Source organism: Ruegeria sp. HKCCA0370 (genome assembly GCF_013033705.1).
GTDB lineage: Bacteria > Pseudomonadota > Alphaproteobacteria > Rhodobacterales > Rhodobacteraceae > Ruegeria.
On the sequence record NZ_WQEP01000002.1, the window covers coordinates 289,721 to 309,967 of the forward strand.

A 20,247-nucleotide genomic window follows, 5' to 3' on the forward strand; every position below is an offset into this window, starting at 1 on the left:
GAGTACCATGCATATCGCGCCCTATGACAATCAGAACAAACCCATCGTAGACGCCGATGATCCAACGGTTCCGCTGAACTATTTCAACATCGTCAAACTGAAAAAGGGCGAGGCCTTCGAATACAAGGTCCCGGGTTACGAGACCTGCATCGTGCCCGCCACCGGCAGCGTCGACGTGGACGTCGAAGGCGTGCGCTTTGCCCATCTGGGCAACCGGGGCGAAGATGTCTGGGATGGCGAACCCGAAGGCGCCTATGTCCCGTCGGGGGCACGGGCGCAGATGGTCTGCGTTTCAGAGACGGCCGAGGTGTTCGTGGCAGGCGCAAAGTATGACAAGGTGCTGGATCCGTTCGACGTGCGCGAGCATGACCTGGTGCAATATGGCAGCGACGACACCAAGACCCATCGCAAGATCAAGCATATCCTGGGCCAGAAACAGCATGACAAGGTCGGCCGCCTGCTGGTCAGCGAGTTGTTCACCGTGGGTCAGGGCGGCTGGTCGGGCTTTCCCAGCCACAAGCACGACACCAACCGCCTGCCGGACGAGACCCGGCATGACGAAACCTACAATTTCCGCTTCAAACCCAACTGGGGCTCGGGCCTGCAGATGCTGCAGCGCGAGGACAACGAACCGGGCGATGCCTATCACATCGTCGATGGCTCCACGATCTGCATCGACAAGGGCTATCACCCCTGCTGCGTGCTGCCGGGATACGAGATGTATTACTTCACCATCCTCGGCGGGCTGACCCAGCGGTCGCTGGTGCAGTATTTCCAACCCACCCATGCCTATCAGATCGAAACGATCCCGGGCATCAAAGACATGATCGCCAAATTCAAATGACCCTCGCTACGCTCAAAGACGTCCTGCAACCGGCCTATGAACAGGGCTATGCCGTCGGCGGCCTGGTGACGCTGGGCTGGGAGGACATGCGCGCCTATGTCGCCGCCGCCGAGGCAGAGAACGCCCCGGTGATCCTGCAAGCCGGACCCAGCTGCCGCGAGCACACCCCGCTGCCGATCCTGGGCAAGATGTTCCGGTATCTGGCCGAAAACGCCTCGGTGCCCGTGGTGGCGCATCTGGATCACGGCTATACCTTCGAAGAGTGCAAGATCGCGCTGGACAGCGGGTTCACCTCGCTGATGTTCGACGGGTCGCGCAAGCCCTTGCAGCAGAACATCGATGAAACCGCCGCGATTGCCGAAATGGCCCATGCCGCTGGGATCTCGTGCGAGGGCGAGATCGGCTTCGTCGGGTATTCCGGCGGTGAAGGCTCAAACGGCACGGATCCCGAGGAAGCCGCGAAGTTTGCCCGCGACAGCGGCGTGGACGCGATGGCGATCTCGGTCGGAAACGTCCACCTTCAGCAGAACAAGGAAGGTGGTCTGGACGAGGACCGCATACGCCAGATCGACTCCATGACCGAGGTTCCACTGGTCATCCATGGCGGATCGGGTGTGCCGGTCGAACAGCGCGCGCGGCTGGCGCGTGAAACCACGATCTGCAAATTCAACATCGGGACCGAGCTGCGCATGGCCTTCGGCGCCGCGCTGCGCGAGGCCGTGAACCGTGACCCCGACCGGTTCGACCGGGTGACGATCCTGAAGGAAACCCACGATCCGGTCATGGCTGCCGCCCGCACCGTGATCCGCGCCTTTGGTGCGCCACCGCAGCGGTGACCGTCCCGGCCTGGGCCGTTCTAAAAAATGCGCTGGCGGGTCCTAGTCGTCGCGCCCCGGATCATTGGGATTGCTGGAAAACAGGGCGATCTTGTTGCCCTGTGGGTCCCGCAGATAGCCGATATAGAAACGCGGCCCGTACATGGCGCGAAAGCCCGGCTGGCCCTCGTCCGACCCGCCGGCCCGCAGCGCGGCGGCGTGCAGGTCGCGCACCTGCTGCTGATTGCGCGCCTCGAACGCGACCATCGCACCATTCCCGGCCGAGGCTGCGGCCCCGTCAAAAGGCGGTTTGACATAGAATTCCGGCAGAACCGGCCGCTGGTCCGGCGGCACCGGCAGGGCGAAACTCAGCCCTTCTGGGCCTTCCTCCAGCGCATAGCCGAGATCCGGCAGAAAGGCGCAATAGAACCGTTTTGCGCGCGCGATGTCGTCCGCGCCGACCGTGACATAGGCAATCATGCCGCATCTTCCCTTGCCGGGTGTCGATCCGTCAACCGGCACCAGCGCATCGGCGCAGGTCGATTCCGGACGGGGAAGACCCAATGGCCGTCAGATCGAGCCGCCCTCGACCATGAAATTCCCCGCGCTGCACATGGCCGCGTCATCCGAGGCCAGAAACAGCACCATCCGCGCCACATAGACCGGGTCGATCGGGTCGGGCAGGCATTGGCGGTCGATCTGTTTGGCCAGCGCCTCGGGCGTGACCCACAGGTCTTTCTGGCGCTGGGTCATGATCCAGCCGGGCACGACCGTGTTGACGCGGATACGATGATCGCCCAGCTCGCGCGCCATGGTGCGGGTCAGTCCATGCACAGCGGATTTGGCGGTGGCATAGGCAGGGAAACCCGCCCCGGCCTCCCACCACGAATTCGACCCGATATTGATGATCGAACCTGCACCCTTGGCGATCATTCCGGGTGCCGCCGACTGAATGGCAAAGAACATGTGGCGGATATTGGTCGCCATGCGCTCATCCCAATAGTCGGGCGTGACGTCACGCCAGTCGTGCCGGTCATCCCGGGCCGCGTTGTTTACCAGCACATCCGCGTCGCCCAGCTCTTCCACCAATTGCCCTATTGCGGCGTTCATCTCGTCAATGTTGCGCAGATCGCATTGGGCGAATGCATGCTCTCCGTCCAGCTCGGAAAGCAAAGCAAACCCGGCATCGGCGTTGAGGTCCAAAAACCCAACCTTTGCCCCCTGTTCGGCAAAAGCCCGAACGGTTTCCGCGCCAATTCCGCCGGCGCCTCCGGTGATGAAAACCGTCTTACCTGCAAGGCTTGGGTAATTGGCGAAAGTATGGCTCATCCGTCACGCTCCATGATCCATTCGACCTCGGGGGCCGGCACGAACCGCCATTTCCGCAGCGGTCCGGCCATAACGTTCAGATAGTACATCTCGAACCCATAGGGCGCACCGCAAGGGTGATGGCCACGCGGGACAGTGACAACGTCGCCATCGGATACCGCCATCGTCTCATCCAACTGGCCGTCATCGGTGTAAACCCGCTGGATCCCAAACCCGTTCGACGGGTTCAGGCGGTGGTAGTAGGTCTCTTCCAGATAGGTGATGCGGGGATAGTCATCCTCGTCGTGGCGGTGGCTGGGATAGGAGGACCAGTGGCCGTTCGGCGTGAACACCTCGGTCACCAGCAGGCTGTCTGCGTAGTCCTCATTCTCCATGGCGATATTGTTGATGTATCGCGTATTTACCCCTTTGCCGCGTTCGGTCAGGGTTATGCCATCAGGTCCAATCCGACGCGCCGTATGACCGCCCTTACCCGGCGCCGAACAGATGGCCACAACGCAGTCGGTTTCCGCCACGGCCTCCCACTCGGTTCCGTTGGGCAGATACAGGCAATGCGGCGGTGTTTTTTCGAATACACTCATCCGGTCACCCAGAACGCCCCAATCCTGCCTGGCCCCGGTGATCCGCGCCTTGCCTTCGACCATCACCAGAATGACTTCACGATCCGCGGTCACTTCGTTTGCGCGATCCCCGGCCTTTAGATGATAAAGCCCAAAGCCCACGTATTTCCATCCAGCGCTTGACGGAGTGATGTCATGTACCTTGCCGCAGGTTCCGACCGGTTTCTTCAGCAGGTCTGCCATTCTTGTTCTCCTTCTTGGGCGGCCCCCGAGTGCCCGCCTGTGTTGAATTCAGGCAGCTTGCCTTTGGTTCCGGGCCGATAGGGACTGGGCCAGCCGCGCCTCGGTCCATCCTTCCGCAACCGCGCGACGCAGAATATCTGCCTGGCTTTCCGGCGCATTGCCCCCGACCGGGGGGTCCGTGTCCAGATTGGTCGGGAAGGGATAGCCCTCTGCCGCGGCCGCTATGACTGCGTCCAGTTCTGCTACCGTCAGATCCCCCCGTTGTTTCAGAGCAATCAAAGATGGGAATACCGCCTCGGACATCGCCCGCCGATCCACCGACTCCATCGCGCGCCCGAAGGCGGATGAGATTTGCAGCAGGTTTGCCATGCGATTGATGTCGGCGCTACTGTTCGCGCCCGCCGCATGGAACAGCGCCGGATTGAAGAACACCGCGTCCCCCTTTTCCAATGGCAACTGGATACAGCTGTCTTCGAAATGCGCCCGGTGTGCTTCATCGTGGAACGCCAGATAGCCCGGCGGGTAGAGCTGCGAGAACGGCAACAACTTGGTCGGCCCGCTTTCCACCGGCATGTCACAATGCGCAACCGCCCCTTGCAGGGTCAGCGAGGCCGTCACCAGATGAGCCTGTGCGGGATACCTGGCCGCGCTTTCGGCGCTTTGAAACCCAAGGTGATAATCCCGATGCGCCTGTTGCGCCTTGCCACCGGGGCGCACCTGATTGATTTGCGCGGTAACCTGATAGTTTGGTCCCAACCACGCTTCACACGCTGCCGCAACCGCCGTGTTCCCGAAATAGAGCGCAAAGCCCTCGGGGTCGCGCAGGCATTGCTTTTGCAGCGCGTTCCACACCCGGTCATTCGCGCCCGAGGCGGCAAAGTGATCGCCTTCACCGGCGCCACCCTGGCGTTCTTCTTCGATGATTTCACGAAACACATCCGTCGCCCGATCAATGATCGACGTGTCGGGATACGCCCCTTTCAGGGCGATCACACCGGCGGATTTGCCCAGCACCCGGCCCCATTCCGCCAGCAAGGCCCTGCGCGTATCAGGCCGTTCCAAACCGGGGCTCAGTGCCTGCATATCATAGACGGGCACGTTCTTTTCGACCGAGGCAGCAAAAGGCACCGTCTCGGCGGAAAGAGTCTGAGAGGTCAACACCTTGAATTCATCCAGATCACAGGATTCCCGGTCGAAATAGCCGACGAAACCGAGTTCTTGATTCACCATGATCTTTCTCCTCTTTCATGGCTTCGGTGTTGCCCCGAAGGGCGGGTTGTTACGCTTTGATCTCCAATCCTGCCTGACCGCAGACTTCGACAATGTGGTCAAAGCCCTTCTTGGAGTACTCATAGGGCGGCGCCTTAACCGGGTCCTGCTCTGCCTCGACCACGATCCAGCCGTTGTAATCCATTGCTTTCAGTGCATCGGCCACGGCCTGAAAGTCGATGCAACCGCCACCCGGCACTGTGAACGCGCCCGCAATCACCGCATCCAGAAAACTGCGATCGTTCTCACGCGTGTCCTGTACGATTTCGGGGCGGATATCCTTGAAATGCACGTGATGCACCCGGTCGCCCCAACGGTTCAGCGTGGCCATCACATCGCCGCCACCAAACAGCAGATGGCCCGTATCGAAACACAGGCTCAATTCGGGGCCTGACCCCTCCATCAGCCAGTTCACCTCATCTTCGCTTTCGATGATCGTGCCCATGTGATGGTGATAGGCCATGGGCATGCCTTGATCTGCCATCCACTTGGCAAGTTCGGTCAGCTTGCCCGCATAGGCCAGAACCTCGTCCCGCGACAGTTTGGGGCGATCATTGACAGGCGTTCCGATCTGTCCCTGGACGGTATTGGAACATTCGGCATAGACGATGCACGGGCTGTTCAGCACAACGAATTGTTCGACCTGTTCACGCACCACGGCGATCTCGGCGTGCAGGTCGTTGACCAGCGTGCTGCCCGAGCACCACCCCCCACAGAGCGCGATGTCATTTGCGTCCAGATAGGCCCGCAACCCTTCGGTGTCGGCGGGCATCCTCTGGCCCCGTTCGACACCTGTATAACCGATCTCGCGCGCTTCTTTCAGCGCCTGCTCCATCGTGTAAGCTGCGGTCAGGTCCGGCAGATCGTCATTCTGCCAGGCAATCGGAGAGATGCCGATCTTCACGCTCATTTCGTGTTTCTTTCCTTGATGGCGGCTTCATAGGCCGCGCGCTTTTCATTCACTTCGGGGCGGGTGCTGACCTCGGGCACCGCCACTTCCCACCAGGTTCCGCCATATTCGGTCGATGGGTAGGGATCGGTGTCGATCACCACGACATAGGGGCCTTTGACCTCATCGCGTTTGGCCAGCGCGTCTTCAAGTTCGGCAATCGAACTGACCTTGACCGAAGTCGCCCCCATCGCCGCCGCATGGGCTGCGAAATCGATGGCTGATTTTGTCTCATGCACAGTGTGGTCGAGAAGGTTGTTGAACTCGGCCCCGCCTGTCCCCATTTGCAGACGGTTGATGCACCCAAACCCGCGGTTGTCCGTGACGACAACGGTGAACGAAATCCCCATCATCGCCGCCGTCGCCATTTCCGAGTTGGCCATCATATAAGTGCCATCACCGGTAAAGCAGATCACGTCGCGGTCGGGCTGGGCCATCTTGATGCCCATGGCACCGGCGATCTCATACCCCATGCAGCTGAAACCATATTCCATGTGATAGGCTCCGGGGAGTGGTGCCTTCCAAAGTTTGTGCAGCTCACCCGGCATCGTTCCAGCCGCGCACATCGCAACAGTGTTTTCATTGGCGGCCCGCTGCACGGCGCCGATCACCTGCATATCCGTGGGCAGTGCATTGCTGTCCGCAGGGGCATCCGTCAGCGCATCAACTTTGCCGAACCAATCAGATTTCAATGCCGCAGGCAGATCCGGCGCGCGATGGCCGCCCAGCGCTTCGCTGAGCTCATCCAGACCAACCCGAGCGTCGGCCTGTAACGGCATCGCTCCGTGCTTCTCGGCGTCATAGGCGGCGGTGTTCAAGCTGATCAACTCACGCTCGGGGTTCGCGAACAAACCCCATGACCCGGTGGTGAAGTCCTGAAACCGGGTGCCGACGCCCAGCACAAGATCCGCCTTTGCGCAAATGTCGTTGGCAGGTTCGCCCCCGGTCACACCAACAGGACCAAGGTTGAGCGGATGATCCCAGGCCAATGCGGACTTGCCGGCCTGTGTCTCGGCCACGGGGACATTGTGTGCCTCGGCAAAACGCTGCAACGTGGCGGTTGCGTCCGAATAATGCACACCTCCGCCGGCAACGATAACGGGACGCTTGGCGGCCTTGATCGCGGCAACGGCGCGCGCCAGTTCCCCCTCATCCGGGCGAATGCGGCGCTGATACCAGACGCGCGCCTCAAAGAAGCTTTCGGGATAGTCATATGCTTCGGCCTGCACATCCTGACAAAAGGCCAGCGTCGCCGGGCCGCAATCCGCCGGGTCCGTCATCGTGCGGAAGGCGCGCGGCAGAGCCGTCAGCAGATGTTCCGGGCGGGTGATGCGGTCGAAATACCGGCTGACCGGTCTGAAACAATCATTCGCACTGATGGTTCCATCCGAGAACACTTCGGGTTGCTGCAAAACCGGATCGGGGCCACGCGTCGCAAATACATCGCCAGGCAGCAACAAAACAGGCAGACGGTTCACGTGGGCCAGAGCAGCGGCCGTGACCATGTTGGTGGCCCCCGGTCCGATCGACGATGTCACCGCCATGGCGCGCCGCCGACCCAACTGCTTGGCATAAGCAATCGCGCTGTGTGCCATGGTCTGTTCGTTGTGACCGCGATAAGTGGGAAGACTGTCTTTCACCCCATGCAGCGCCTCGCCCAGACCTGCCACGTTGCCATGGCCGAAGATCGCCCAAACACCTGCGATGAACGGCTCTCCGGCCTCGTTCATCTGCGCCCCGAGATAGCGCACCAGAGCCTGCGCCGCGGTCAATCGGACTGTTTTGCTCATCATGATCCCTTTCAACTCGGATCCGCCATCGGCGGTCCGCGGGTTTTCTCATTTGCGAAGGTGTCAGGCCTTTTGCCAGAGCCTGAAATCAGAGTGGCGTCAGGTGCCACCGCCCGATGGATGCCCCCTTGGGGGCATCCGAGTGTTTTGCTTTAGACAGTACCGCCCAGCGATCCCTCAAGCTCGGCCATTTCCTGACCGCCGGCCATCAGGTCCTGCAACTCTTCGGGTGTGATTTCACCGCGTTTAGCAGTGCCCAGAGTTTTGCCGCGGTTCAATACGGTAAAACGATCACCCACCGCCAGCGCATGGCGCACGTTGTGGCTGATGAAAACCACGCCGACACCCTGGCTGCGCACCCGGTCGATCGTGGCAAGAACATTCGACGTCTGACGCACACCAAGCGCCGAGGTCGGTTCGTCGAGGATCAGGATCTTGGCGCCGAAATACACCGCCCGCGCGATGGCCACCGTCTGACGTTCGCCGCCGGACAATGTCCCAACCGCCTGATCCGGTGCGCGCAGATTGATGCCCATCTTGCGCATCTCTTCCATGCAGACTTCATTTGCATGATCCACATCGAACCGCTTGAGCAACCCTTTGCCCTTGGTGGGTTCGCGCCCCATGAAGAAATTGCGCGTCACGCTCATCAGTGGGATCATCGCAAGATCCTGAAACACGGTCGCGATGCCCGCTTCCATTGCATCGCGCGGCGTGTCGAAATGCAACGGCTGACCTTCGAACAAAATCTCGCCCTTGGTGGGTTTGTGCACCCCGGACATGGTCTTGATGAAGGTGGACTTACCCGCGCCGTTGTCGCCCAGCAGGCAATGGCATTCCCCGGGCTTGACGTCAAAGCTGACGCCAGCAAGTGCGATGATATTGCCAAAGTGCTTTTCGATGTCTTTCATCTGAACGATGGGCGCCTGGTCATCGACGGCATCGCCATGGTGGAACTTGGTGTCTTCGGTCATATCAGCGCTCCCCGGTTACGCGCTTGCGGATCGCGTTGTTGAACAGAACGGCAATCAACAGCATGGCACCCAGGAAGACCTGGAACCAATCCTGATCAAAGTCGGTATAGGTCAGTCCGATGACGACCATTCCAAAGATGATCGAGCCGAAGAAAGCCCCGATGGCCGAGCCGTATCCGCCGGTCAGCAGGCAGCCGCCGATCACCGCGGCAATGATCGCCTCGAATTCCTTCTGGAACCCCCGCCGCGCATCGGTCGAGCCCGCGTCCATGACGGTAATGATCGCCACAAGGGCGGCACAGCACGCCGTCAGCATGAACAGTGAAACCTTGACGCGGTTCACCGGAACACCCGAATTGGATGCAGCCGTGCTGTCTCCACCCGAGGCGAAAATCCAGTTCCCCACCGGGGTACGCAGCAGCACGTAGGTTGCCGCCAGTGTAATGACAATGAACCACAGGATTTCGACGGGAATTCCCGGGACCTTGGGCGCGCCGCTTTTGAATGTATCGATCATGCCGTTGGCGGCCAGCCATGCGAACAGGCTGCCGAATGCTTCGCCCGAAAAGAAGGGGGCCAGCCAGTCGTTTTCGACCGCGTCGCGCACACCGCGCAACTGGGTCGAACCGCCTGTCGCCATTTTCAGGCCCACCAGTGACAGGCCACGAAGGATGAACAGAAACGCCAGCGTTACAATGAACGAAGGCAGGCCCGAACGGATCACGATATTGCCGTTGACCGCACCGACACAGGCCGCAAATACGAATGTCATTGGGATGGCAAAGATCAGCGGCAGTTGCCAGGTCACGACGCAGACGCCGAAAAACAGCCCCGAAAACGCGACCATCGATCCGATCGACAGGTCGAACTCTCCACCGATCATCAGCAGTGCCGCACCGATCGCCAGGATACCCAACTGTGCCGCGGGGGTCATGAAGTTCATGACACCGGCCAGAGTGAACATCGATTCATCTGCGGTAATCGCAAAGAACACGAATACCAGAACCGCACCTGCAATGGCGCCCAGCTCGGGTCTTTTCATCAGTTTGGTCAGGAATGGTTCTTTCTTGACCCTTTCGTCCGACAGGACGGGCGCTGATTCACTCATGGTTTCCTCCCAATTCGGTGAGACCGGCGCGTTGGCGCCGATCCTGTTGTTTGTCGGATGGCGCCGAAATCAGCGGATACCCTGCGCGGACAGTTCGATGACCTGTGCGGCCTTGTCCTGAGTGATCAGGTTCGGACCCGAAGGCACGTCGCCGCCCGGCATCAGGCCGTATTTGGCGTGCAGACCCATGAAGTTCACCGACAGGTAGCCCTGAAGGTACTGCTGCTGGTCAATGGCAAAGGCCGCGTCACCATCCACGATTGACTGGAGGAAGTTGGCCGACAGGTCGAACGAGGCAACATTCAAATCCCGCCCCGAGGCTTTGGCCGCAGCAACCGAAGGCTCGCCGGCCGAGCTTGCGCCCAGCGCCATAACGGTATCGACGCTTTCGTCAGAGGCCAGAGCGGCAGCAACCTTGGACTCGATCTCGGACGGATCGTTCGAGGTCGGCAGAACGGTTACTTTACCGCCAAACCCCTCGGTGAAACCTTCGCAGCGCAGGTCAAGTGACACGTTGCCGACCTCGTGGTTGACACAGATCGCATTGGTTCCACCCATCGAGGCCAGCTTTTCACCAGCCGCCTTGCCCGCATCATATTCGTCCTGGCCTACATGCAGCAGAGCGCCCAGTTCCTTGGCCACTTCCGCGCCCGAGTTGATCGAGATCACCGGGATACCGGCGGCAACCGCACGTTCGATCGAGGGGCCAAGCGCATCCGCATCCGGGATCGAGACGATCAGCCCGTCAGGCTCCTGGTTCACGGCGGCGTCGATCAGCTGCGACATGGCCACCATGTCAAAGGTTTCAGGTGCACGATATTCCACGTTCACACCGACATCCTTTCCGGCTTGCTCAACACCGTTTTTCACGACGTTCCAGAATGCGTCATTGGCCTGGCCATGCGACACGACGACGATTTCCTGCGCAAATGCAGGTGTGGCCAAGGCCAGTGCCCCCGCAGCAAGCGCGCCTTTAACGAATTTCTTCATTTCAATTTCCTCCCAATGGTTCAGTCTGATCTTCTGTCGGGGTACCAGCCCCGATCATCCGGCTGTGCCGAATCTCAGTGGCTGCGGCGCTGGGCCGAGCTGATGTTAGTTTGAAGAATTTCGATCATTTTGCAACCGGTTTCAAAATTTCTTCCATCCGAACCGGTTTTCCTGCCCGCGCCGACAGGGTTGCGGCCTCGGCCATCGCCAGCGCTGCAACACCGTCCTTCAGCGTGACCGGAACTTCGGATCCACTTTCAACAGCGTCGACAAATGCGGCCCATTCCACGCGGTATGCAGGCATGTAGCGTTCCAGGAAGAAATAGGTAGGCTTGGCACCCACGACACCGTCCGCCGTTGACTTGACGACAGTGTTTTCCAGCATGTTCTGAGCCTGTAGCAACCCCTGGGAGCCCAGCAGTTCGACCCGCTGGTCATAGCCATAGGCCGCGCGCCGCGAATTCTTGATGACCGCGATGCGGCCATCCGCGTAAGTCATTGTAACTGCCGCTGTATCCACATCCCCCGCGGCGCCGATTTCAGCATCCACAAGCGAAGACCCAACCGCCGAGATTGTTTCGGGAACGTCCCCCATCAGGAAGTTCGCCATGTCAAAATCATGGATCATCATGTCCCGAAACAAGCCGCCAGACACCTTTACGTAGCTGACCGGTGGTGGCGCCGGGTCAAAAGATGTGATCGACAGGAGCTCTGCCTTGCCAATCTCACCCGCATCCAACCCCGCCTTCAAGGTCGCAAAATTGGGATCAAATCGCCGATTGAACCCTATCATGACCGGCTTGCCGCGTTCCGAGACCGAATTGAGACATTCCGTGGCGCGCTTCAGGTCCAAATCAACGGGCTTTTCACACAGAACGGCTTTTCCTGCACCTGTCGCTGCTTCAATCAGGTCAGAATGCGTATCTGTTGGAGTTGCAATCAGAACCGCGCCGATTTCCGGATCCGCAATGATCTCTTCGGAACTGCGCGCCTCGGCCGCATGATTGCTGGCAAGGCTGGCCGCGGCCTCGGGCAAGGCATCGGAAACAGCAATGAGTTTGCTGCCCGGATGCGATGCAATCGCCTGCGCATGAACACGCCCGATGCGCCCGGCACCCAACAATCCGACGTTCAACATACAGATCTCCCGAATCTTGTTGTTGCGCGCAACAATGATTCTATTTGCAACCGGTTGCAATATTTTTTTCACAACCTTGGCGCTTTTACGGCTCAGGCCCCAAATCATCCTGAAGAATTCGCGTTATGACCCCGGATCCCGATCTGCCAGCTGCAACTCACACGCTGAAATCCGCGCATTGGCCGTCCTACGGGAATCCCCCAATTTCGGAACATGGTGAATCAGGTTAATGTTTGGTTAAGGAACACACACTACCACTCTGTGACCCCTTAGAAGGGCTGGCATGACCCCCTCGTCCAGCCCTTCATACCTCACCCAACAACCGCGAAGAAACAGCCCGCATTGCGGCCTGACGTGTTCATCGAAATCGAAATTCGAGAATGGCGATCCCTGAAGGACTCGAACCCTCAACCTGCTGATTAGAAGTCAGCTGCTCTATCCAGTTGAGCTAAGGGACCGCTGCACCCTTCTTGCGGTTTTTACGAGCGGGGTTCAAGAGCCAAGCGCATGAATGCGCTGTTCGGATCGTCATTGTACCCAAAGATCGGTCCGCAATAGGAATAACCCAACGCTTCGTAAAGCTTGCGGGCGGCATCATACTCTGGAAGATGCTCTGCCCCGGTTTCCAAAACCAAAGCTTCGACGCCTTCTGCGCGCGCCAGATCGGCCAGATGAGCCATCATGAAACGCGCCAGTCCGCGCCCCCGTGCCTGTGCGAGGATATGCACCGATTTCACCTCGGCCGCGCCATCGGGCAACAGCTTCAAGGCGCCGCAGCCCAACGCCTGCTGATCGTCGTAAATCGCACAGAATCGAATACCCGGTCCGGCCAGTGATTCTGCGCTCATCGTATGGTTGCTTTCCGCAGGGCCGGCCGATTCGCTGTGGGCGAAATGAGCTTCCACAATCGGGCGCAACACGTCCGAGGTGGGGTCGGCCTCCCGAATTTCGATCATTCAGTGAGTCCAGGGCCCACGGCGGTCAGTGGCGAAGTTTTCTCCGTAACCGCGCGCGCGCAGGTTGGGTTTGCGCTTGTGCGGCTCGCTGACCTGCGCATCGATACCATTGTCCCTGGCATAATCCATCGCCTCTTTCTTGGTGTCGAATTTCAGGCGTATCTGGGTTTGCGTGTCTTTGGATGATGTCCAGCCCATCAGCGGATCAACCTCACGTGCCGAAGCGGGGGCATATTCCAGAACCCATTTGCGGGTCTTGGCCATCCCTGAAGTCATCGCATTCCTTGCAGGCTGGTAAATCCGTGCGCGCATGTCGCCTCTCCGTACTCACTTGGCTGGACCTGTTTATGCGTCAGAGTGCAGCCCGGGACAAGACAACAATTGTCGCGGATTGTCGAAGCAAGCCAATGACAGAAACTGTCATCTGGGCCAACTATGATCTTCGACAAATCAGCCGAAGGATAAGCAGATGATCCATAGTGAATGCATTCTGGGCGTCGACGCGAACCCCGGGAACAACCGGGCGATGCCCTCGACCGAAGCCCATACCGTAATCGCCGTCAAACCGATGGTGACGAAAGCTCTCGACGGCGAACTTGCCGCGTTGGCCGGCAAGGTTGGTTCGGATCACGATCCGGATGCGTATCTGCCCAGTGTTGAAACTTGGGGATTTGTACCGGATCAGCCCTTGCAGTTGGACAAAATAAGAACAAATGTAAGGGCCTGATCCGGAGCCTGCCCATGCCATACGCCCATTCCGACAAGACCCAAATGACAACCGAAGATGTTCGGGCCCGCCTGAAACTGGAAGGCGGCAAACGGTTTGTCATGCATACGGAGTTCGCCCCCGCAGGAGACCAGCCAACCGCGATCAAGGAACTTGCGGGCGGCATTCTGGATGGCGAGCGCGATCAGGTTCTGTTGGGGGCGACCGGTACGGGCAAAACCTTCACCATGGCCAAGGTGATCGAGGAAACCCAACGCCCCGCCATCATCCTGGCCCCCAACAAGACATTGGCGGCGCAGCTATATGGCGAGTTCAAAGGCTTCTTCCCGGAAAACGCGGTCGAATACTTCGTCTCCTACTACGACTACTACCAGCCAGAAGCCTATGTCGCGCGATCAGACACGTATATCGAGAAGGAATCGCAGATCAACGAACAGATCGACCGGATGCGCCACTCGGCCACGCGGGCGCTGCTGGAACGAGACGACGTGATAATCGTGGCCTCGGTCTCGTGCATCTATGGCATCGGCTCGGTCGAGACCTACGGGGCGATGACGCAGGATCTGAAGGTCGGACACGAATACGACCAGCGGCAGGTGATGGCCGATCTGGTGGCCCAGCAATACCGCCGCAACGATCAGGCATTTCAGCGCGGGTCATTCCGGGTGCGGGGCGACAGCCTTGAAATCTGGCCCGCCCACCTTGAGGATCGCGCCTGGAAATTCTCGTTCTTCGGTGAGGAACTGGAAAGCATCACCGAATTCGACCCGCTGACCGGCGAGCGCGCCGCGACAATGGAACAGGTGCGCGTCTATGCGAACTCGCACTATGTCACGCCGAAACCGACGATGCAGCAGGCCATCATCGGCATCAAAAAGGAACTGCGCCAGCGGCTGGATCAGCTGGTGGGCGAGGGCAAGCTGCTCGAGGCGCAGCGGCTGGAACAGCGCACCAATTTCGATCTGGAGATGCTCGAGGCCACCGGCGTCTGCAACGGGATCGAGAACTACTCGCGCTATCTGACCGGCCGCGCGCCGGGCGAGCCGCCCCCGACCCTGTTCGAATTCATCCCCGACAACGCCATCGTCTTCGCCGACGAAAGCCACGTCTCGGTGCCGCAGATCGGCGGCATGTATCGGGGCGACTATCGGCGGAAATTCACGCTGGCTGAACACGGCTTCCGCCTGCCGTCCTGCATGGACAACCGCCCCCTCAAATTCGAGGAATGGGACGCCATGCGCCCGCAATCCATTTTCGTCAGCGCCACCCCGGCAAAGTGGGAGATCGAACAGACCGGCGGCGTCTTCACCGAACAGGTGATCCGCCCAACGGGCCTTTTGGACCCCGAGGTCGAAATCCGCCCCGTCGAGATGCAGGTCGACGACCTGCTGGACGAGGTGCGCAAGGTCGCGGCCAATGGCTTCCGCACGCTGGTCACCACGCTGACCAAACGCATGGCCGAGGACCTGACCGAATACCTGCACGAACAGGGCATCAAGGTCCGCTACATGCATTCCGACATCGACACGCTGGAACGGATCGAGATCCTGCGCGACCTGCGGCTGGGCGCATTCGACGTGCTGGTCGGCATCAACCTGCTGCGCGAAGGGCTCGACATCCCAGAATGCGGGCTGGTCGCCATTCTGGACGCGGATAAAGAGGGCTTCCTGCGCTCGGAAACCTCACTGGTTCAGACCATAGGCCGCGCCGCGCGGAACGCCGACGGGCGGGTGATCATGTATGCCGACAAGGTCACCGGTTCGATGGAGCGCGCCCTGAACGAAACCAACCGCCGCCGCGCCAAGCAACTCGCCTATAACGAGGAACACGGCATCACCCCTGCAACGGTGAAGAAGAATGTCGAGGACGTTCTGGCCGGTCTCTACCAAGGCGACGTCGACATGAACCGCGTCACCGCCACCATCGACAAACCGATGCACGGCGCCAATCTCGAGGCTCATCTGGACGGGTTGCGCGACAAGATGCGCAAAGCCGCCGAGAACCTGGAATTCGAAGAAGCCGCCAACATCCGGGATGAGATCAAACGTCTGGAAGCGGTCGATCTGGCCGTCGCCGACGACCCGATGGCGCGTCAATGGGCGGTCGAGAAGGCCTCGGAAGACGCGGTGAAATCGCGCGGGCGGTCAACGGCTGGACGGCCGGGGCAGCGGGGTGGGAATGTGAAGAGGCGGAAACGGTAGAGCTTTACTTTCCAAAATTGAACTTGAAAGGCGTTTCATGAAATCAAACTATTCGCGGCAGATATCTCTTATGTGCCCGACTTGCGGCTCTAGAGACTTTTCTTTTGACAACGGAGTTCCTGAGGAAAGCCGAAGTTATGTCTGCACTGGGTGTGAGTTGGAGTTTTCATACCAAGAGATTTACGATAGTAATCAAGAGATTATATCGCGAGCGATCGACGAAACTAAGCGCGAAATAATGTCTGATGTGAAGAAGAAATTTAAACGTATGTTCAAATAGGCTCTAAATGGAAGTATCGGATATTATTGCCGGATTGGCTCTATTAGTCTCCGCATCTGCCTTGATTGTAACCCTGAGATCCTTCAAATCTCAAAGCCGTTTAACTGATCGGGAGATCGAGTTAGTGCGCATTCAAATCCAACAAGCGCACGGTGAAGCCAAGCGAGAGAAAACTGCTTCAGTGTCTGCCCGACTAAACCGAATTGATAGAACAAATTGGCGCCTGCGTGTTTTCAACACGGGACCAGCAACTGCTCGCAACGTTCGTCTATTGCTGGATGACCAGAACCATATTATCGAAGAAAGCTTCGCGAATGATAAGTTTCCAATGAATAAGCTTGAAAAGGGTCAAAGTGTGGACTTAGCCGCTATGGTTCACATGCAAACCCCTCCTAAGGAGTGGCTACGTATCGCTTGGGAAGACCCTTCGGGAGAAGTCAAAGAAAACCGTGTGGAAATTACGATCTAGCAAGCGTCGGATGGATGTTCACACCCATTTTTGATGGCACACACTTCACCCTTGCACCCCACCTCCCCCTCCTCCACGTTTGAAATCACAAATTGTGATTCCAAACGGTTGCCATGACGAACACCTTGCCCAGCACGCACGAAGTCCAAAGCGCCATTCACCGGGTGCGCGGCACCCGTGTGGTGCTGGCCGAGGATCTGGCGCGGTTCTACGGCAAATCCGTCAGCGCCTTCAATCAGGCCGTCTCGCGCAACAAGGACCTGTTCGAGGGCTACTGCTTTCAGCTGACCGACGCCGAGGTCGCCGATTTGATATCACGGAATGTGATTTCAAAGCCCAAAGGCCGCGGCGGGCGGCGGGTCAATCCGTGGGTCTATACCGATTACGGCGTGGCCATCGCCTCGACCCTTTTCAAGGACCCGCGCGCCATCAAGATCACCCGCATGATCACCGAGGCGTTCGTTGACGGCGCCAACGCCGTGACCGAAACCCCGCGCAGCGCGCCCGAGGTCCTGCCGCCCGAAGGCACCCCCGCCCCGCTGCTGCCCAATGGCGATCAGTTGCGGGCGCTGGCCGAAAACATCCTCGATTCCGGGCAGCAGAGCTTGGTCGATTACATCGCCAACCCCACCACCAAGCGCCAGCAGGCGGTGGCGGTGATCATGAAGACCCTGGCCGAAACCGCAGGCGAAGAGGTGCGTACCCAGCACGAGCGTCTGCGCCTGCGCATCGCCGAACGGTTGGCCGCCGGCGATTATGCCGATGATGACGACCGCAAGGGGTTGCTGGACCTGCTGAATGCAATGAAAGGCTGAGGCAGCCCTTGCCCCGGACCTTTCGGCCGCTAGACTCCGGGACGTGCGCGTTGTCTTGTTATCACTGATCCTCGGCACACCCGCCGCCGCGTGGGAAGCAACGGTGGGCCAGATCTGCACCCTGTCACACATGACGGACACGGCAGAGATATTCCTGACCTATGACCCGGCAAAACCGCTCTATACCCTGTCCGTTACCCGCAAGACCGAAGGTTGGACCAACACCCCATGGTTCGCGATGCGGTTCGAGGGGCCGAACCCCATCGAAATCGCCACTCCGCATCATGTTCTGTCCGACGGTGCATCGATGCTGACAGTCACCGATACCGGATTTGGAAACGTGCTGGACGGGCTGGAATACAACCGAACCGCCTATGCGTTTACGCAGGACAGGGTGAGTGAATTTCCCTTGGACGGTGCAGCGCCCCAGGTTCGCATTTTCCGCGAATGTGCCGGGGCTCAGCTGTCCTGACCGGGTCAGAAATCGAACAGATCTTCCAGAAAACCGCCACGTTTCTTTTTCTTGCGATAGCCGTGATCCGCCCGGTCATCGTAACCGGGCTGTGGCGGAGAATACGCTGTTGACCGCTCGATGATCTTGTCCAGTTCGCCCCGATCCAGCCAGACACCTCGGCATTGCGGACAATAGTCGATTTCAACCCCGTTTCTGTCCGTGATGACCAGTTGAGTTCCGTCAATCGGGCATTGCATCATACGATCTCCTGTTTTGCCGTCTAATCTATATGAGATGGGGTTGATCCGCTGCATTGCCATCCCTCTGTGACATGACGCCCGTTCGCTTGGGTCAAGCGGGATGACACAGGCAACTGGCCCCGGCCCAAGAAGATTTTCTGGACTTCGCGATTACAACCGTCAGGGGCGCACGAACTTGGCCGTTCCAAGAGACCGCTGTTGCGGTTCGGGACTGTTGTGAACTTGCGGCGCAGTTGCCCGGGGCGGGCTGGCAGCGCCACAGGCGACCCCGTCGCCATCCGGGTCATTGCGCTTGTGATAACCCGCCTGCCCCTCGTAAAACGGCCCCACTCCCAGCGACTGCGTTGCATCACAACCTGCCAATGCGATCAGGTGGATCACCGCCTCTTCCCGCTCAAATTCGGACAGGCGCAGAAAAACACCCGTGGCGATCAGCACGGTGGTCAGCGGCAACAACAGAACCATGACCAGTATGCGTAGCGGAGACAGCGCATGCCTGCGCGTCGCCTCTGCGCGCCGGTGTCGTCTGGACGGCAGCGGCTTCGGATCAGGCGTATCCTGCGAGGGTTTTTTGAACAGCATTGCCTGATCTGTAACGTCGATTTGTGGCAAAGCCGAGGCAATCCCATAACGCTGAGGTAAAACAAATGGCGCAATCCATTTCAGGCACTTAAGATGACAGGGAACCGTCATCTGCCCGTTTTTTTGCTGCCGAACCGATATCGTGACCCTATCCGATCCTTATCACACGCCCGACGCAGCGGCGCGCTTGCAAGCACAGGACCTTCTCTTTCAGGCCAAATTTGCCGCACTGGCCTTTCTGCGCCCTGACACCGGGTTGCCGTCTGTCTCGCGGATCGCGCTGGCCACGGATGAAGCAGGTTGCCCTGTCTCTCTGATTTCAACCCTTGCGGAACACACGTGCGCGCTGAGCACTTGCCCCAACTGCGCCCTTCTGATCGGAGAGCCCGCAGACAAGGGCGACCCGCTGACCCATCCGCGCCTGACATTGCACGTGATCGCTCAGCCAGTTCACCGGGACATGGCAGGCTATGGTGACTTGCGCGACCGGTACTTGGCGCGACGGCCCAAAGCGAAACTCTATATCGATTTCGCCGATTTCGGACTGGTCCGGTTCGCCATTCAGGACGGCCTTTTGAACGCCGGATTTGGCAAGGCCTATCGCCTTACCGCACAGGATTTCTAGCCATCAGCGGACCACATGCACGGCACATCCCGCATGACGAACGACATGAGACGCGGTAGAGCCCAGAAGCAGGTCCTGCATCCCCGGCCGGTGGGACGCAATTATGATCAGATCGGGCTTGTTCGCCTCGGCCCAATCCAGAATGGTCCGGCCGGAATGTCCCTCGATCACCAAACCCTTGGCATTCGGCAGCTGCGATGCCAGTTCATCCAGTTCTGTCTGAATCGCCTTACGCGCCTCTGTCAGATATTCGGACGGCATATACGAGATTGCATAGTTGGGAATATGCTCGACCACATGCAACAATGTCACCTGCGCGTCTGGCGTGGCCAGAATCCGGGCCAGCTTCAAAGGCCCGGATGTATCTCTTTCAGCATCGAACGAGATGGGGACCAGAATGTTGTGATACATGATGTGAGCCTCCAATTTTGCAGGCTAACTTTGAAACAGATATGAATTGCAGGCTTTGATTCAGGTCAGGAACTGCCGAATGTCTCAGCGACGTCATACATGACCGGCTCAAAGCTTTTGCAGAGTTCGTTGATCTTGCGGTTGCGATCGCGCATCTCCGGCGTGCGCAGCATGGCAAGGAAATCTTCGCGGCGTTCCCATTGCGAATAGTTTGCTATTCGGGTTTGTGCGTCATTGACGTGCAGCCCGGCGGAAACGAAACCTGGCTGCTTCGAAATGAACTCGGCATAGGCATCCGTCAGAGCTTCCAGAAGGTCCTGGCAGGTGCCAGGCGTCATTTCAAAGGTCGTGATAACTGTTTGAACACTGGCGTTTTTGGCGATTTTCAGCATCGGGATTCTCCACTTTCTGTCCCAAGCCTAACACATGAAAATGAAACGTAGCCTATTTCCTGCCGA

24 protein-coding genes and 1 tRNA gene are annotated in these 20,247 nt (G+C 59.0%); 8 read left to right on the forward strand and 17 right to left on the reverse strand.

What is annotated here, in order from left to right; translation table 11 throughout:
• Positions 1-7 precede the first annotated feature (7 nt).
• Positions 8-844, forward strand: coding sequence for a 5-deoxy-glucuronate isomerase (locus GOW31_RS07665; RefSeq protein ID WP_171118976.1), 837 nt, complete (start codon positions 8-10; stop codon positions 842-844).
• On the forward strand, positions 841-1,680 hold the full coding sequence (locus GOW31_RS07670) for a class II fructose-bisphosphate aldolase (RefSeq protein WP_171169073.1): 840 nt from the start codon (positions 841-843) through the stop codon (positions 1,678-1,680). The genes GOW31_RS07665 and GOW31_RS07670 overlap by 4 nt, the downstream gene beginning before the upstream one ends.
• Before the next feature lie 42 nt (positions 1,681-1,722).
• On the opposite strand, the gene GOW31_RS07675 is transcribed toward GOW31_RS07670, so the two are convergent.
• From GOW31_RS07675 to GOW31_RS07735, 13 genes are all read right to left on the reverse strand, one after another.
• On the reverse strand, positions 1,723-2,139 hold the full coding sequence (locus GOW31_RS07675) for a VOC family protein (protein ID WP_171169313.1): 417 nt from the start codon (positions 2,137-2,139) through the stop codon (positions 1,723-1,725).
• Between the two features lie 90 nt (positions 2,140-2,229).
• Positions 2,230-2,988 (reverse strand): SDR family NAD(P)-dependent oxidoreductase, encoded by a 759-nt coding sequence (locus GOW31_RS07680; RefSeq protein ID WP_171169075.1) that lies wholly within the window; start codon positions 2,986-2,988, stop codon positions 2,230-2,232.
• Positions 2,985-3,791 (reverse strand): 5-deoxy-glucuronate isomerase, encoded by an 807-nt coding sequence (gene iolB, locus GOW31_RS07685; protein WP_171169076.1) that lies wholly within the window; start codon positions 3,789-3,791, stop codon positions 2,985-2,987. The genes GOW31_RS07680 and iolB overlap by 4 nt, the downstream gene beginning before the upstream one ends.
• Positions 3,792-3,839: 48 nt before the next feature.
• Complete coding sequence (locus tag GOW31_RS07690) at positions 3,840-5,021, reverse strand: phytanoyl-CoA dioxygenase family protein (RefSeq protein WP_171169077.1); 1,182 nt, start codon at positions 5,019-5,021, stop codon at positions 3,840-3,842.
• A gap of 49 nt (positions 5,022-5,070) precedes the next feature.
• Complete coding sequence (gene iolE, locus GOW31_RS07695) at positions 5,071-5,970, reverse strand: myo-inosose-2 dehydratase (protein WP_171169078.1); 900 nt, start codon at positions 5,968-5,970, stop codon at positions 5,071-5,073.
• Positions 5,967-7,799, reverse strand: coding sequence for a 3D-(3,5/4)-trihydroxycyclohexane-1,2-dione acylhydrolase (decyclizing) (gene iolD / locus GOW31_RS07700; protein WP_171169079.1), 1,833 nt, complete (start codon positions 7,797-7,799; stop codon positions 5,967-5,969). Before iolD ends, iolE begins: the two co-directional genes overlap by 4 nt.
• Positions 7,800-7,951: 152 nt before the next feature.
• Complete coding sequence (locus GOW31_RS07705; RefSeq protein ID WP_152459131.1) at positions 7,952-8,773, reverse strand: ATP-binding cassette domain-containing protein; 822 nt, start codon at positions 8,771-8,773, stop codon at positions 7,952-7,954.
• A 1-nt stretch (position 8,774) separates the two neighbouring features.
• Positions 8,775-9,881, reverse strand: a complete 1,107-nt coding sequence (locus GOW31_RS07710; RefSeq protein WP_171118992.1) for an ABC transporter permease — start codon at positions 9,879-9,881, stop codon at positions 8,775-8,777.
• A 69-nt stretch (positions 9,882-9,950) separates the two neighbouring features.
• Positions 9,951-10,871, reverse strand: coding sequence for a sugar ABC transporter substrate-binding protein (locus GOW31_RS07715; protein WP_170347329.1), 921 nt, complete (start codon positions 10,869-10,871; stop codon positions 9,951-9,953).
• A 124-nt stretch (positions 10,872-10,995) separates the two neighbouring features.
• Positions 10,996-12,009: an inositol 2-dehydrogenase gene (gene iolG / locus GOW31_RS07720; RefSeq protein WP_171169080.1), complete on the reverse strand. Its 1,014-nt coding sequence runs from the start codon at positions 12,007-12,009 to the stop codon at positions 10,996-10,998.
• Positions 12,010-12,390: 381 nt separating this feature from the next.
• A tRNA-Arg gene (locus GOW31_RS07725) sits at positions 12,391-12,467 on the reverse strand.
• 21 nt (positions 12,468-12,488) lie between these two features.
• The gene (locus GOW31_RS07730) at positions 12,489-12,965 is read right to left on the reverse strand and encodes a GNAT family N-acetyltransferase (protein WP_171169081.1); all 477 of its coding nucleotides are present in this window, start codon (positions 12,963-12,965) and stop codon (positions 12,489-12,491) included.
• Positions 12,966-13,277, reverse strand: coding sequence for an ETC complex I subunit (locus GOW31_RS07735; protein ID WP_171169082.1), 312 nt, complete (start codon positions 13,275-13,277; stop codon positions 12,966-12,968). It abuts the gene before it with no gap.
• Between the two features lie 157 nt (positions 13,278-13,434).
• On the opposite strand from GOW31_RS07735, the gene GOW31_RS07740 reads away from it, so the two are divergent.
• The 5 genes from GOW31_RS07740 (at position 13,435) to GOW31_RS07760 (ending at position 17,929) form a co-directional block, all read left to right on the forward strand.
• A complete protein-coding gene (locus GOW31_RS07740; protein ID WP_171119001.1) occupies positions 13,435-13,692 on the forward strand; it encodes a hypothetical protein in 258 nt (85 codons plus the stop codon).
• A gap of 14 nt (positions 13,693-13,706) precedes the next feature.
• The gene (uvrB, locus tag GOW31_RS07745; protein ID WP_254441659.1) at positions 13,707-15,893 is read left to right on the forward strand and encodes an excinuclease ABC subunit UvrB; all 2,187 of its coding nucleotides are present in this window, start codon (positions 13,707-13,709) and stop codon (positions 15,891-15,893) included.
• A 287-nt stretch (positions 15,894-16,180) separates the two neighbouring features.
• Complete coding sequence (locus GOW31_RS07750; RefSeq protein WP_171169085.1) at positions 16,181-16,642, forward strand: hypothetical protein; 462 nt, start codon at positions 16,181-16,183, stop codon at positions 16,640-16,642.
• A gap of 113 nt (positions 16,643-16,755) precedes the next feature.
• On the forward strand, positions 16,756-17,457 hold the full coding sequence (locus GOW31_RS07755) for an ORF6N domain-containing protein (RefSeq protein WP_171169087.1): 702 nt from the start codon (positions 16,756-16,758) through the stop codon (positions 17,455-17,457).
• Between the two features lie 43 nt (positions 17,458-17,500).
• The gene (locus GOW31_RS07760; RefSeq protein ID WP_171169089.1) at positions 17,501-17,929 is read left to right on the forward strand and encodes a hypothetical protein; all 429 of its coding nucleotides are present in this window, start codon (positions 17,501-17,503) and stop codon (positions 17,927-17,929) included.
• Between the two features lie 5 nt (positions 17,930-17,934).
• On the opposite strand, the gene GOW31_RS07765 is transcribed toward GOW31_RS07760, so the two are convergent.
• On the reverse strand, positions 17,935-18,168 hold the full coding sequence (locus tag GOW31_RS07765) for a zf-TFIIB domain-containing protein (RefSeq protein ID WP_171169092.1): 234 nt from the start codon (positions 18,166-18,168) through the stop codon (positions 17,935-17,937).
• Positions 18,169-18,330: 162 nt separating this feature from the next.
• Entirely contained in the window at positions 18,331-18,753 is a 423-nt protein-coding gene (locus GOW31_RS07770) for an excalibur calcium-binding domain-containing protein (RefSeq protein ID WP_171169094.1), read from the reverse strand.
• Between the two features lie 142 nt (positions 18,754-18,895).
• Between GOW31_RS07770 and GOW31_RS07775 the strand changes: the two genes are divergently transcribed.
• Positions 18,896-19,378, forward strand: a complete 483-nt coding sequence (locus GOW31_RS07775; protein ID WP_171169096.1) for a pyridoxamine 5-phosphate oxidase — start codon at positions 18,896-18,898, stop codon at positions 19,376-19,378.
• A gap of 3 nt (positions 19,379-19,381) precedes the next feature.
• Here GOW31_RS07775 and GOW31_RS07780 read toward each other — a convergent pair whose 3' ends face one another.
• Positions 19,382-19,789 carry a universal stress protein gene (locus GOW31_RS07780; RefSeq protein WP_170347318.1) on the reverse strand — a complete coding sequence of 136 codons (408 nt, stop codon included), beginning with the start codon at positions 19,787-19,789 and terminating at the stop codon, positions 19,382-19,384.
• A 65-nt stretch (positions 19,790-19,854) separates the two neighbouring features.
• Positions 19,855-20,181: an antibiotic biosynthesis monooxygenase gene (locus tag GOW31_RS07785; RefSeq protein ID WP_152459145.1), complete on the reverse strand. Its 327-nt coding sequence runs from the start codon at positions 20,179-20,181 to the stop codon at positions 19,855-19,857.
• Positions 20,182-20,247 lie beyond the last annotated feature (66 nt).

What these genes read in the sequence shown, in the direction of transcription:
- GOW31_RS07665 (WP_171118976.1), top strand. Translation starts at nt 8, where the DNA reads ATGCATATCGCGCCCTATGACAATCAGAACAAACCCATCGTAGACGCC.
- GOW31_RS07670 (WP_171169073.1), top strand. Translation starts at nt 841, where the DNA reads ATGACCCTCGCTACGCTCAAAGACGTCCTGCAACCGGCCTATGAACAG.
- GOW31_RS07675 (WP_171169313.1), bottom strand. Translation starts at nt 2,139, where the DNA reads ATGATTGCCTATGTCACGGTCGGCGCGGACGACATCGCGCGCGCAAAA.
- GOW31_RS07680 (WP_171169075.1), bottom strand. Translation starts at nt 2,988, where the DNA reads ATGAGCCATACTTTCGCCAATTACCCAAGCCTTGCAGGTAAGACGGTT.
- iolB (WP_171169076.1), bottom strand. Translation starts at nt 3,791, where the DNA reads ATGGCAGACCTGCTGAAGAAACCGGTCGGAACCTGCGGCAAGGTACAT.
- GOW31_RS07690 (WP_171169077.1), bottom strand. Translation starts at nt 5,021, where the DNA reads ATGGTGAATCAAGAACTCGGTTTCGTCGGCTATTTCGACCGGGAATCC.
- iolE (WP_171169078.1), bottom strand. Translation starts at nt 5,970, where the DNA reads ATGAGCGTGAAGATCGGCATCTCTCCGATTGCCTGGCAGAATGACGAT.
- iolD (WP_171169079.1), bottom strand. Translation starts at nt 7,799, where the DNA reads ATGAGCAAAACAGTCCGATTGACCGCGGCGCAGGCTCTGGTGCGCTAT.
- GOW31_RS07705 (WP_152459131.1), bottom strand. Translation starts at nt 8,773, where the DNA reads ATGACCGAAGACACCAAGTTCCACCATGGCGATGCCGTCGATGACCAG.
- GOW31_RS07710 (WP_171118992.1), bottom strand. Translation starts at nt 9,881, where the DNA reads ATGAGTGAATCAGCGCCCGTCCTGTCGGACGAAAGGGTCAAGAAAGAA.
- GOW31_RS07715 (WP_170347329.1), bottom strand. Translation starts at nt 10,871, where the DNA reads ATGAAGAAATTCGTTAAAGGCGCGCTTGCTGCGGGGGCACTGGCCTTG.
- iolG (WP_171169080.1), bottom strand. Translation starts at nt 12,009, where the DNA reads ATGTTGAACGTCGGATTGTTGGGTGCCGGGCGCATCGGGCGTGTTCAT.
- GOW31_RS07730 (WP_171169081.1), bottom strand. Translation starts at nt 12,965, where the DNA reads ATGATCGAAATTCGGGAGGCCGACCCCACCTCGGACGTGTTGCGCCCG.
- GOW31_RS07735 (WP_171169082.1), bottom strand. Translation starts at nt 13,277, where the DNA reads ATGCGCGCACGGATTTACCAGCCTGCAAGGAATGCGATGACTTCAGGG.
- GOW31_RS07740 (WP_171119001.1), top strand. Translation starts at nt 13,435, where the DNA reads ATGATCCATAGTGAATGCATTCTGGGCGTCGACGCGAACCCCGGGAAC.
- uvrB (WP_254441659.1), top strand. Translation starts at nt 13,707, where the DNA reads ATGCCATACGCCCATTCCGACAAGACCCAAATGACAACCGAAGATGTT.
- GOW31_RS07750 (WP_171169085.1), top strand. Translation starts at nt 16,181, where the DNA reads ATGGAAGTATCGGATATTATTGCCGGATTGGCTCTATTAGTCTCCGCA.
- GOW31_RS07755 (WP_171169087.1), top strand. Translation starts at nt 16,756, where the DNA reads ATGACGAACACCTTGCCCAGCACGCACGAAGTCCAAAGCGCCATTCAC.
- GOW31_RS07765 (WP_171169092.1), bottom strand. Translation starts at nt 18,168, where the DNA reads ATGCAATGCCCGATTGACGGAACTCAACTGGTCATCACGGACAGAAAC.
- GOW31_RS07770 (WP_171169094.1), bottom strand. Translation starts at nt 18,753, where the DNA reads ATGCTGTTCAAAAAACCCTCGCAGGATACGCCTGATCCGAAGCCGCTG.
- GOW31_RS07780 (WP_170347318.1), bottom strand. Translation starts at nt 19,789, where the DNA reads ATGTATCACAACATTCTGGTCCCCATCTCGTTCGATGCTGAAAGAGAT.
- GOW31_RS07785 (WP_152459145.1), bottom strand. Translation starts at nt 20,181, where the DNA reads ATGCTGAAAATCGCCAAAAACGCCAGTGTTCAAACAGTTATCACGACC.